This window comes from Pseudomonas sp. VI4.1 (assembly GCF_002029345.1).
GTDB lineage: Bacteria > Pseudomonadota > Gammaproteobacteria > Pseudomonadales > Pseudomonadaceae > Aquipseudomonas.
The window spans coordinates 29361-40865 of sequence record NZ_MULM01000129.1; the positions used below are offsets into that span (position 1 = coordinate 29361).

Annotated in this window: 13 protein-coding genes; 8 read left to right on the plus strand and 5 right to left on the minus strand. The window is 61.3% G+C overall.

Translation table 11 applies throughout. The features are described from left to right. Positions 1–32: 32 nt before the first annotated feature. The 4 genes from BZ163_RS09530 to pilG all read right to left on the minus strand — a co-directional run bounded on the left by BZ163_RS09530 (position 33) and on the right by pilG (position 3629). Positions 33–2090 (minus strand): methyl-accepting chemotaxis protein, encoded by a 2058-nt coding sequence (locus BZ163_RS09530; protein WP_128870696.1) that lies wholly within the window; start codon positions 2088–2090, stop codon positions 33–35. Between the two features lie 120 nt (positions 2091–2210). After that, entirely contained in the window at positions 2211–2792 is a 582-nt protein-coding gene (locus BZ163_RS09540; protein WP_128870697.1) for a chemotaxis protein CheW, read from the minus strand. Between the two features lie 10 nt (positions 2793–2802). After that, positions 2803–3168: a twitching motility response regulator PilH gene (pilH, locus tag BZ163_RS09545; protein WP_007897961.1), complete on the minus strand. Its 366-nt coding sequence runs from the start codon at positions 3166–3168 to the stop codon at positions 2803–2805. A 56-nt stretch (positions 3169–3224) separates the two neighbouring features. After that, on the minus strand, positions 3225–3629 hold the full coding sequence (pilG, locus tag BZ163_RS09550) for a twitching motility response regulator PilG (protein ID WP_128870706.1): 405 nt from the start codon (positions 3627–3629) through the stop codon (positions 3225–3227). Between the two features lie 360 nt (positions 3630–3989). Here pilG and gshB point away from each other — a divergent pair, with 360 nt between their 5' ends. The 7 genes from gshB to BZ163_RS09590 all read left to right on the plus strand — a co-directional run bounded on the left by gshB (position 3990) and on the right by BZ163_RS09590 (position 9961). Then, positions 3990–4961, plus strand: coding sequence for a glutathione synthase (gene gshB / locus BZ163_RS09560; protein WP_128870699.1), 972 nt, complete (start codon positions 3990–3992; stop codon positions 4959–4961). 106 nt (positions 4962–5067) lie between these two features. Then, a complete protein-coding gene (locus BZ163_RS09565; protein WP_128870700.1) occupies positions 5068–5967 on the plus strand; it encodes an energy transducer TonB in 900 nt (299 codons plus the stop codon). Positions 5968–6024: 57 nt separating this feature from the next. Further along, positions 6025–6597 carry a YqgE/AlgH family protein gene (locus tag BZ163_RS09570; protein WP_128870707.1) on the plus strand — a complete coding sequence of 191 codons (573 nt, stop codon included), beginning with the start codon at positions 6025–6027 and terminating at the stop codon, positions 6595–6597. Next, positions 6597–7034: a Holliday junction resolvase RuvX gene (gene ruvX / locus BZ163_RS09575; RefSeq protein ID WP_128870701.1), complete on the plus strand. Its 438-nt coding sequence runs from the start codon at positions 6597–6599 to the stop codon at positions 7032–7034. The genes BZ163_RS09570 and ruvX overlap by 1 nt, the downstream gene beginning before the upstream one ends. 108 nt (positions 7035–7142) lie before the next feature. Then, positions 7143–7646: a bifunctional pyr operon transcriptional regulator/uracil phosphoribosyltransferase PyrR gene (gene pyrR / locus BZ163_RS09580; RefSeq protein WP_128870702.1), complete on the plus strand. Its 504-nt coding sequence runs from the start codon at positions 7143–7145 to the stop codon at positions 7644–7646. Positions 7647–7673: 27 nt separating this feature from the next. After that, positions 7674–8693: an aspartate carbamoyltransferase catalytic subunit gene (locus tag BZ163_RS09585; RefSeq protein ID WP_128870703.1), complete on the plus strand. Its 1020-nt coding sequence runs from the start codon at positions 7674–7676 to the stop codon at positions 8691–8693. Further along, on the plus strand, positions 8690–9961 hold the full coding sequence (locus BZ163_RS09590; protein WP_128870704.1) for a dihydroorotase: 1272 nt from the start codon (positions 8690–8692) through the stop codon (positions 9959–9961). The genes BZ163_RS09585 and BZ163_RS09590 overlap by 4 nt, the downstream gene beginning before the upstream one ends. A gap of 112 nt (positions 9962–10073) precedes the next feature. Here the strand turns inward: BZ163_RS09590 and BZ163_RS09595 are convergent, their stop codons facing one another. Further along, positions 10074–10505 carry a TM2 domain-containing protein gene (locus tag BZ163_RS09595; protein WP_128870705.1) on the minus strand — a complete coding sequence of 144 codons (432 nt, stop codon included), beginning with the start codon at positions 10503–10505 and terminating at the stop codon, positions 10074–10076. Positions 10506–10756: 251 nt separating this feature from the next. Here BZ163_RS09595 and BZ163_RS09600 point away from each other — a divergent pair, with 251 nt between their 5' ends. Next, entirely contained in the window at positions 10757–11398 is a 642-nt protein-coding gene (locus BZ163_RS09600) for a C40 family peptidase (protein ID WP_128870708.1), read from the plus strand. Positions 11399–11505 lie beyond the last annotated feature (107 nt).

Genomic DNA, 11505 nt, shown 5'->3' on the forward strand with positions numbered 1-11505 from the left:
CCCCAATCAGGAATCATACGCCCCAGGGCGCTTCACACTTTATCAGCAGCCTGCGCCCGGGTGGCCGGCAAGGTGAACCCGGACACCGAACGTCGCAGCTGACTGGCCATTTTCGCCAGGTTGCCGATGCTTTCGGCGGTGGCGGTGGAACCGGACGAGGTTTGCGTGGTGATCTGCTGGATCACGTTCATCGTCAGGGAAATCTGCCCGGCCGAGGACGTCTGTTGCTGCGCGGCGTTGGAAATACTCTGGATCAGCGCCGCCAGGGTCTTCGACACCCCTTCGATTTCTTCCAGGGCCACCCCGGCATCCTGCGCCAGACGCGCGCCGCGCACCACTTCGGTGGTGGTCTGCTCCATGGAAATCACCGCTTCGTTGGTGTCGGTCTGGATCGCCCGCACCAGGGTTTCGATCTGTCGCGTCGCAGCGGACGAACGCTCGGCCAGTCGTTGCACTTCGTCGGCCACCACGGCAAACCCGCGTCCGGCGTCACCGGCCAGGGATGCCTGGATCGCCGCATTCAGGGCGAGGATATTGGTCTGGTCGGCAATGTCATCGATCAGGCTGACTATATCGCCGATTTCCTGGGAAGACTCACCCAGTCGCTTGATGCGCTTGGCGGTGTCCTGAATCTGCTCGCGAATATTGTCCATGCCGCGGATCGTGTTATGCACCACTTCGTTGCCCTTGTTGGCGATTTCCACCGAACGCTCGGCCACCGCCGAAGATTCGGCCGCGTTGGCCGAGACCTGATCGATGGACTCGGCCATGTCGTTGATCGCCGTGGACGCTTCGGCAATCTGCTGGGCCTGATGCTCCGAGGCCTGCGCCAGGTGCATGGCGGTGGCCTGGGTTTCCTGCACGGCGGCGGCAACCTGGCCGGCCGTGAGGTTGATCGTCGCCACCAGGTCGCGCAACTGATCGACGGAGTAGTTGATCGAATCGGCGATGGTCCCGGTGAAGTCTTCGGTCACCGTGGCGGTCACGGTCAGGTCGCCGTCGGCCAGGTCCTCGATTTCGTCCAGCAGCCGCATGATTGCGTTCTGGTTGCGCTCGTTCTTCTCGGCCGTCTCGCGCAACTGACGATTGGTTTCGCGCACCATCACCAGCCCGATGAGGATGATCGACATCAGTGCCGCGAGGCCCAGAACATAGCCGCCAATGGTGTCGGTGTTGCGCCCGCCGGCGAGGTTTTCGAACCCGGTGGCCAGGAGCGAGGCTTCGTCGAGCAGGGTTTGCGACAAGGTAAAAATGTGGCTGGCCGATTCCCGGACCTTGAACAGCTCTGGCGACGTTTCGAGGATTTCGTCCACCGAACCCGAGACGAATTCGAACAGTTCGGAAATCTCGATCAACCGGGCGCGGGCATCGCGGTCTTCGACCTGGCTCACCTTCAGCGCCGGGTTACCCTGGAGCATGCCAGTGAGCACCTGGCCGAATCGCGCGGCGTCGCGCCCAAACGCGTCGGCGGCCTGTTGCGAGCTTTCGTCTCCGGACAGCACGGTGTTCACCGCGCCGAGGATACGTTCAGCCAGCAGCGTCTGACGCTGGGCCATCGCCACCTGTGCGGCCGGCGCACCGCGCTGCAGGAGGATTTCGACGACCTTTTCGTATTCGACCTGCAGCTGCGGCACGGTTTCGGCCAGGGTGGCGGCAACCTGATGCAGGGACAGGACGGTCTGTTCGCTTGCGAGGATGGTGTCGGTGTTTTTCAGCAGACGCTCCCAATCCAGCTGCACGGCGCGCATCTCCGGGCGCACGGTGGACGGCGCTGGCGGCAGGCCGGTGGCAGGGTCGCCGTTCTTCAAGTAGCCCCAACGCCGGGCAAAATCATTGCGCGCGTCGCTGAGCAGCTTGAACGCCGCCGCCTTGCCCGCCGCGGCTTCGGTGGCGTTCTTGGCAATGCGTTGGGACAGCACGCGCAGTTCGCCGGCGTGACCGATGTACTGCTTGTCGTACGTGGCCTGGGTATTGAGGTAAGCGAAGTGGGCGAACAGCAGCATGATGAAGACGATCAGCGCGATGAACAGCGCGACGATCTGCGAGCGGCTACGCGACCCTTCCGGCTTGCCTGTTTTTGCTTTTGTCATCGGTCCTCGCCTTTAACCCAACCTGTGATCCTTGCCGAGAACTCCTGTAGGAGCGAGCTTGCTCCGGGCGGCGCTCCGACGATGAACCTGAGAACACCGCGGGGTGTCAGGCTTGCACCGTTATCGTTGACGACCATCGCGAGCAAGCTCGCTCCTACAGGGGTCCAGCGCGACGTTCAGGAAACTTTGCGACTGCACCAACGCAAACGGGCTGAACACCTGCCAATTATGCTCACGCTGAAACCGGCCTTTGACGAAGGCTCCGATCGGGCCGTTCAGCTCGCTCGGTGGCACTGGCTCCAGGCTGTCCTGGGCGAAGTGCTGCAAGCCGAAGACTTCATCGACCATCAACCCGGTGAACATATCGCCATGCTCCACCACCAACACCCGCCGCTGCTTGCGCAGAGGCGACAGTTCATGACCGAAGAAGCCACACACATCCATGATCGGCAGCAATCGCCCACGCAAGTTGGCAACGCCCCTGACCCAGGGCTTGACGCCCGGCAGCTGAGTGCACCGCGGTTCGTGCAACACTTCGCTGATTTCGCCCATGGGCGCGACGTACCAGCGCTCGCCCAGGCGAAAACCGATACCGCTCCAGCTGTCCTGTCGGAACGGCTGGGACGGCAGGTCCGCCGCCAGCAGACGACAACGCCGATCGATCTGCAGCAGCAGTTCGAAGGCGGTCAGCGACTCGGTCATGGCGGGGATATCAACCGGCCAGTACGTTGTTCAGGGTCTTGATCAGGGTGTCTTCGTCGACCGGTTTGGTCAGGTAGTCCTTGGCCCCCTGACGCGTGCCCCAGACCTTGTCGGTTTCCTGATCCTTGGTGGTGATGATGATTACCGGAATGTGTCCGGTTTCCGGGTCTTTGGTCAGCTGGCGGGTCGCCTGAAAACCGTTGAGGCCGGGCATGACGATGTCCATCAGCACCGCGTCGGGTTTTTCCTGGCGGGCCAGGGCCACGCCGTCGGCGCCGTTTTCGGCTTTCAACACTTCATGACCGTGCTTTTCCAGCATGCCGGTCAGTTTGTACATTTCGGTCGGCGAATCATCGACGATCAGAATACGTGCCATGGTCTTCCCCATTCTTGTCGACACCGGGCCCGCTGGCCGAGCGTCACTGTGGTGTCTTACTGCGGCAAAACGGCGGCGAAGCCCGGTACATGGGCCTGGATCGCGTTCAGCAGTTCTTCCTTGCTGAAAGGCTTGGTCAAAAACTGGTCGGAGCCGACGATGCGCCCCTTGGCCTTGTCGAACAGCCCGTCCTTGGACGACAGCATAATCACCGGTGTGGATTTGAACGCGCTGTTGTTCTTGATCAAGGCGCAGGTCTGATAACCGTCCAGACGCGGCATCATGATGTCGACAAAGATGATGCCGGGGTGATTATCGACAATCTTGGCCAGGGCATCGAAACCATCAATGGCCGTGATGACCTCACAACCCACGTTCCTCAACAGCGTTTCGGCGGTGCGGCGAATCGTCTTCGAATCGTCGATCACCATGACCTTCAAGGCGCTGGAATGCTGTTCCATAAGTGCTCTACCGTCGCCTTTGCGAATCAAATTGTCCATGCGCGCCCACCGGAGGCTTGAAACCCTTGATGTTCAAGGCCCCACACGATATGGCAGCCTTTTTAGCACAGTCTCCAAATCCAATCTATCGGGGGACCGGCGCGGCGGTTTTTCCTTGACCCGGAACACACTCAGCGCCACTCTGACGCCACTTTTATACGGTCCTGTGGATTGATTTTTTGTGTAGGAGCGAGCTTGCTCGCGATGAACCTGAGAACCCCGCGGGGTGTCAGGCTACCAGCGTTATCGTTGACGACCATCGCGAGCAAGCTTGCTCCTACAGCAGATCGCCATAGCCCCCCAAATCTTGAGGAAACACCCATGAGCGTTCGCGTCGGGATTGTCATGGATCCTATTGCCGGCATCTCCTATAAAAAGGATAGCTCGCTGGCCATGCTGCTGGCCGCGCAGAAGCGCGGTTGGGAACTGTTCTATATGGAACAGCGGGATTTGTACCAGGCCGAAGGCGAAGCGCGGGCGCGGATGCGTCCGTTGAAAGTCTTCGCCAACCCGGAAAAATGGTTCGAACTGGACGCCGAGCAGGATTCGCTGCTGAGCGACCTGGACGTGATCCTGATGCGCAAGGACCCGCCGTTCGACATGGAGTTCGTCTACTCCACGTACCTGCTGGAGCAGGCCGAGCGCGCTGGCGTACTGGTGGTCAACAAGCCGCAAAGCCTGCGCGACTGCAACGAGAAACTGTTCGCCACGCTGTTCCCGCAGTGCACGCCGCCGACCATCGTCAGCCGTCGCCCGGACGTATTGCGTGAGTTCGCCGATCACCACGGCGACGTGATCCTCAAGCCGCTGGACGGCATGGGCGGATCGTCGATCTTCCGCCACACCGCCGGCCACCCGAACCTGTCGGTGATCCTCGAAACCCTGACCCTGCACGGCAATCAGCAGATCATGATCCAGGGTTACCTGCCGGCGATCGTCGATGGCGACAAGCGCATCCTGATGATCGATGGCGAACCGGTGGATTACTGCCTGGCGCGCATCCCGGCAGCGGGCGAAACCCGCGGCAACCTGGCCGCCGGTGGGCGTGGCGAAGCGCGTCCGCTGACCGAGAAAGACCGCTGGATTGCCGCCCAGGTCGGCCCGACCCTGCGCGAGAAAGGCCTGCTGTTCGTCGGCCTCGATGTAATCGGCGAGCACCTGACGGAAATCAACGTCACCAGCCCGACCTGCATTCGCGAGATTGATAATGCGTTCGGCACCGACATCGGCGGCCTGCTGATGGATGCCATCGAGAAGAAGCTGCAAGCTGCAAGCCTCAAGCCGCAAGCTTGAAGCACGCGGCATACAGCTTGTCGCTCGAAGCTTGTCGCTTGAAGCTAAAAACCAACATTGCGTTATCATGCCGGGCCCGTAAAAACGCGATGTTGGTTTTTTTGTCATGACGCTTCCGTCCGATCTGCCCGTTGAACTCGCCCATCGTGGCGTGCGCCCGGTCGATCGCCTCGGTTTTACCCTGTTCCTGGCGGCGCTGATTCACCTGGCCTTGCTCTTGGGTGTCGGCTTTACGATGGTCGAACCCAAGCAGATCAGCAAAACCCTGGAAATCACCCTCGCCACCTTCAAAAGCGAAAAAAAGCCGGAAAAAGCCGATTTCCTTGCCCAGGAAAACCAGCAAGGCAGCGGCACCCTGGAAAAGAAGGCGATCCCCAAGACCACCGAGGTCGCGCCGTTCCAGGACAACAAGGTAAAGAAAGTCACACCACCACCGGCAGCCAAGCCTGAAGTACGGGAAGCCCCGCCCAAGGCAGCCGTGACCACCGTCGCGCCCAAACCGAAAAAAGCCCCGGCCAAGACCGCAGAGCCCAAGACCGACACCAAACCCAAGGTGGCGGCGCCGACGTTCGACAGTGAACAGCTGTCCAGCGACATCGCCAGCCTCGAAGCGGAGCTGGCCAACGAACAACAGCTGTACGCCAAGCGCCCGCGTATCCACCGCCTGAGCGCCGCCTCGACCATGCGCGACAAGGGCGCCTGGTACAAGGATGAATGGCGCAAGAAGGTCGAGCGCATCGGCAACCTCAATTACCCGGACGAGGCCCGGCGCAAACAGATCTACGGCAACTTGCGCCTGATGGTCTCCATCAACCGCGACGGCTCGCTGTATGAAGTGCTGGTGCTGGAGTCGTCCGGGCAACCGCTGCTGGACCAGGCGGCGCAGCGCATCGTGCGGCTTGCGGCGCCGTTTTCGCCGTTTACCGGGGACTTGTCGGACATCGACCGGCTGGAAATCATCCGTACCTGGAAATTCGCCCGTGGGGATCGGCTCTCCAGTAACTGACGCCCCCCTGTAGGAGCCGGCTTGTCAGTTTGCCCCTCCAACGCCACACTAGCGCTCATGAAGAACGTCAGCCCAAGCTACCTCAAGCATCACTTCCTGATCGCCATGCCTCACATGGCCGACCCGAACTTTGCGCACACCTTGACCTACATCGTCGAGCACACGGCCAATGGTGCCATGGGGCTGGTGGTCAACCGTCCGCAAGACCTGAACCTGGCCGATATCCTCGAGCAATTGCGCCCCGACATCGAACCGCCGGCCCTCTGCCAGCATGTGCCGATCTTTATCGGCGGGCCGGTGCAGACCGATCGCGGTTTTGTCCTGCACCCGTCGGGAAAAACATTTCAGGCGACCGTTGATCTGGAAGGCGAGTTGTCGCTGTCGACCTCCCAGGACGTGCTGTTCGCCATCGCCGACGGCGTCGGCCCCGCGAAAAGCGTGATCACCCTGGGCTACGCCGGATGGGAAGCCGGGCAACTGGAGGCCGAACTGGCCGACAATGCCTGGCTGACCTGCCCGTTCGACGCCGACATCCTGTTCAACACCAGCAGTGAATTGCGCCTGGAAGCGGCGGCCAGGCACCTGGGCGTCAACCTCAGCCTGCTGACCAGCCAGGCGGGGCACGCCTGATGGCCCTGCGGTTGATTCTGGGTTTCGATTACGGCACCAAACAGATCGGCGTCGCGGTCGGCCAGGTGATTACCGGCCAGGCGCGCGAGCTGTGCACCTTGAAGGCACAGAACGGCATTCCCGACTGGAATCAGGTCGAAGCGCTGATCAAGGAGTGGAAACCCGATGCCGTGGTGGTCGGCCTGCCATTGAACATGGACGGCACACCGAGCGACATGTGCCTGCGGGCGGGAAAATTCGCCCGGCGCCTGAACGGCCGCTACAACCTGCCCTTCTATACCCACGACGAACGCCTGACCACCTTTGAAGCCAAGGGCGAGCGGCGTGACCGCGGCGGGCAAAAGGGCAGTTACCGCGACAACCCGGTCGACGCCATCGCCGCCGCCCTGCTGCTGCAAGGCTGGCTCGACGAAAACACCGCACTGTTCGAATCCTGACCGCAACCGATCCTGTTGAGCCGCTGCGCGTCTCTTTTAGCTACAACCCGAGCCCTGCCCAAGCGCTATACCGCAAAAGCCCGGCTCGGGCCGAAGAAGGAGCAAACCATGAGCCTGCCTAATCCCGGCGAACTGATCAGCCAGATGGCGATTCGCCTCAAGGACCACCTGGAACACCGCGGCATCAGCGAACCGCGTTATATCGGCATTCGTACCGGCGGCATCTGGGTCGCCCAGGCGCTGCTCGACGAACTGGGCAGCGACTCGCCCTTGGGCACGCTGGACGTTTCCTTCTACCGTGACGACTTCAGCCAGAACGGCCTGCACCCGCAAGTGCGCCCGTCCGCCCTGCCCTTCGAGATCGAAGGCCAGCATCTGGTGCTGATCGACGACGTGCTGATGAGTGGCCGGACCATCCGCGCCGCCCTGAATGAACTCTTCGACTACGGCCGCCCGGCCAGCGTGACGCTGGTCTGCCTGCTGGACCTGGACGCCGGCGAGTTGCCGATTCGCCCGGACGTAGTGGGCGCGACCCTGTCGCTGGCCGCCCACGAGCGCGTGAAACTGTCCGGTCCGGAGCTCAAGCTCGAACTGCAAGACCTCGCCTTTTAATTCGCCCTATTGAGAGTCCCCCTCGCGATGACGCCTCTAGAAACCAAGCGCCCGCTGCAGCTCAATGATCAGGGCCAGCTGCGCCACTTCCTCTCGCTCGACGGTCTGCGCCGCGAGTTGCTGACGGAAATCCTCGACACCGCGGACTCGTTCCTCGAAGTCGGCGCCCGGGCGGTGAAAAAAGTCCCGTTGCTGCGGGGCAAGACCGTGTGCAACGTGTTCTTCGAGAACTCCACCCGCACCCGCACCACCTTTGAACTGGCGGCCCAGCGGCTGTCGGCCGACGTGATCACCCTCAACGTGTCCACATCGTCGGCGAGCAAGGGGGAAACCCTGCTCGATACCCTGCGCAACCTGGAAGCCATGGCCGCCGACATGTTCGTCGTGCGTCACGGTGACTCCGGCGCGGCCCACTTCATTGCCGAGCACGTCTGCCCGCAAGTGGCGATCATCAATGGCGGCGACGGCCGACATGCCCACCCGACCCAGGGCATGCTCGACATGCTCACCATCCGTCGGCACAAAGGCAGCTTCGAAAACCTCTCGGTGGCCATCGTCGGCGACATCCTGCATTCGCGGGTCGCGCGTTCGAACATGCTGGCCCTGAAAACCCTCGGTTGCCCGGACATCCGCGTGATCGCGCCGAAAACCCTGCTGCCGATCGGCGTCGAGCAATACGGCGTCAAGGTCTACACCGACATGACCGAAGGCCTGAAAGATGTCGACGTGGTGATCATGCTGCGCCTGCAGCGCGAGCGCATGGCCGGCGGCCTGCTGCCGAGCGAAGGCGAGTTCTACCGCCTGTTCGGCCTGACCACCGCGCGCCTGGCCGGCGCCAAACCGGATGCCATCGTCATGCACCCGGGGCCGATCAACCGTGGGGTGGAGATCGAGTCCGCCGTGGCGGACGGCCCGCACTCGGTGATCCTCAACCAGGTGACCTATGGCATCGCCATTCGTATGGCCGTGCTGTCCATGGCCATGAGCGGGCAGACTGCGCAACGTCAATTCGAGCAAGGCCAATTCGAGCAGGAGAACGCCCAGTGAAGCTCAGCATTCTCGGCGCCCGCGTTATCGATCCAAGCAGCGGCCTGGATCAAGTGACTGATATCCACGTTGAAGCCTGCAAGATCGTCGCCATTGGCGCCGCCCCGGCCGGTTTTGTCGCCGTCGACACCATCGACGCCCAAGGCCTGGTGGCCGCGCCTGGCCTGGTTGACCTGAACGTCGCCCTGCGCGAACCGGGTTACAGCCGCAAAGGTTCGATCATCAGCGAAACCCGCGCTGCCGCAGCCGGCGGCGTGACCAGCCTGTGCTGCCCACCGCAGACCAAACCGGTGCTGGACACCTCGGCCGTGGCCGAACTGATCCTCGATCGCGCCCGCGAGGCAGGCAACACCAAGGTGTTTCCGATTGGCGCCCTGAGCAAAGGCCTGGACGGCGAACAGCTGGCAGAGCTCGTGGCATTGCGCGATGCCGGCTGCGTGGCTTTCGGCAATGGCCTGGAGAGCTTCCGCAACACCCGCACCTTGTGCCGGGCGCTGGAATACGCCGCGACCTTCGACCTGACGGTGATTTTCAACTCCCAGGACCATGATCTGGCCGAAGGTGGCCTGGCCCATGATGGCCCGACCGCCAGTTTTCTCGGTTTGCCGGGCATTCCGGAAACGGCCGAGACCGTGGCCCTGGCCCGGGACCTGTTGCTGGTCGAGCAAAGCGGCGTGCGCGCGCACTTCAGCCAGCTCACCAGCGCACGCGGCGTCGCCCTGATCGCCCAGGCCCAGGCGCGCGGCCTGCCGGTAACGGCCGATGTCGCGCTGTACCAGCTGATTCTGACGGATGAAGCGCTGATCGACTTCAGCAGCCTCTATCACGTCCAGCCGCCGCTGCGCACCCGTGCCGACCGCGATGGCCTGCGCGAGGCGGTGAAGTCCGGTGTGATATCAGCGATTTCCAGCCATCATCAGCCCCATGAGCGGGACGCGAAACTGGCGCCCTTCGGTGCCACCGAACCGGGCATCAGCAGCGTCGAGTTGTTGCTGCCACTGGCGATGACGTTGCTGGAAGACGGTTTGCTGGACCTGCCAACGTTATTGGCGCGCCTCAGCGCCGGACCTGCCGAGGCCTTGCGCCTGCCGGCGGGCAAGTTGGCGGTGGGTGGGGCGGCGGATATCGTGCTGTTCGACCCTGCAACCTCGACCGTGGCCGGCGAAACCTGGCGGTCCAAGGGTGAGAACTGCCCGTTCATGGGGCACAGTTTGCCGGGTGTGGTGCGGTACACCCTGGTGGATGGGCGCATCACTCACCAGGCTTAAGAACGAGTCGCCTGCATTCGCGAGCAAGCCCGCTCCCACATTTGATCGGTGGTGTACACAATTTTTGTGTTCACTAAAGATCCACTGTGGGAGCGGGCTTGCTCGCGAAGACTTACTGGAAGGCGCCTCTGTTCTGCGCATTGCGAATCGACACCTGGTCGTTCAAGGTCCAGAAGTCATACAGCACCCCCAGAAAGAACAACCCGCCCGTCAGCAGGTACAACAACCCGCTGATCCACTTGCCCTGATACATCCGGTGTACGCCGAACACCCCAAGAAACGTCAGCAGAATCCAGGCAACGTTGTATTCGATAGGCCCGGCGGTAAATCGCAAGTCCGCTTCACGGTCCATGGCCGGGATCAGAAACAGATCGATCAGCCAGCCAATACCCAGCAAACCGAGGGTGAAGAACCAGATCGTCCCGGTCACCGGCTTGCCGTAATAGAAGCGGTGAGCCCCGGTAAAACCGAAAATCCACAGCAGGTAGCCGATCACTTTGCTGTGGGTGTCCTGATGTGGAACGGGGTGTTGATAGGTGTTCATGGAGGACCTCGATTCACACGATAGATAAATATTCTTTAAAACTTTGTGACTTTTTTACAGGTGGCCGACGCATGGCATCCGGCCACGTCAATCTGCGCCAAAGCCTTGTTCGCAAAAGACTTATTGCCAAAACCCGCGTCAACTTTTTGCTTATTTGGTTCCTTTGCGACCAGGCGGAATCGACCAACGGACTTAAAAAAGACCAAAAAGCTGTTATAAAGTTGCGCGTTCACCCATATGAGCCTTGCCTAATGCGTCCATTTTTCAAGACATGGCTAACCATTTGCCTATTATTGCCCCTGGCCGCCCACGCCACCAACCGTGAGCAACGTCTTCCAAACGTTAATGGTTACACCCCCAAATCCCATGTATCTGTTCCTTCGAGCAAGTACAAGAAAGCAGGACCACGTTCCCCTTACCTGAACAGCAGCAATACCAGCACCAGCAAGAACAAGAGCAGCCTGGTTCCGCCAATGGCGAGTAAGGAAAGCAGCAATGTGCTGAGCCGCGCCGTCAACGTGCTCGGCACTCCGTACCGTTGGGGCGGCAGCAGCCCAAGCAAAGGTTTCGATTGCAGCGGCCTGGTGAAATACGCGTTCAACGACGCCACGTTTGACCTGCCGCGCACGTCGAACGCCATGGCCAGCGGTCATGGCGAGAAAGTCGATCGCAAGGATCTGAAGCCTGGCGACCTGATTTTCTTCAACATCAAGAGTCGCAGGGTCAATCATGTTGCCATCTACCTGGGCAACGACCGCTTTATCCACGCACCTCGCCGTGGCAAATCGGTCAGCATCGACACCCTGAACAAACCGTATTGGGAAAAACACTATGTGGTTGCCAAGCGGGTTCTGCCGAAAGAGCAGAACACCCTACAGGTTGTTCAGCGCTGATTTGAATCTCTTGTTCTGATCCGGAACATGCTCCGATCATGACGGCCTCTTCGCGGGCAAGCCCGCCTCCCACAAGGACTGCATTGATCCTGTGGGAGCCGGGCTTG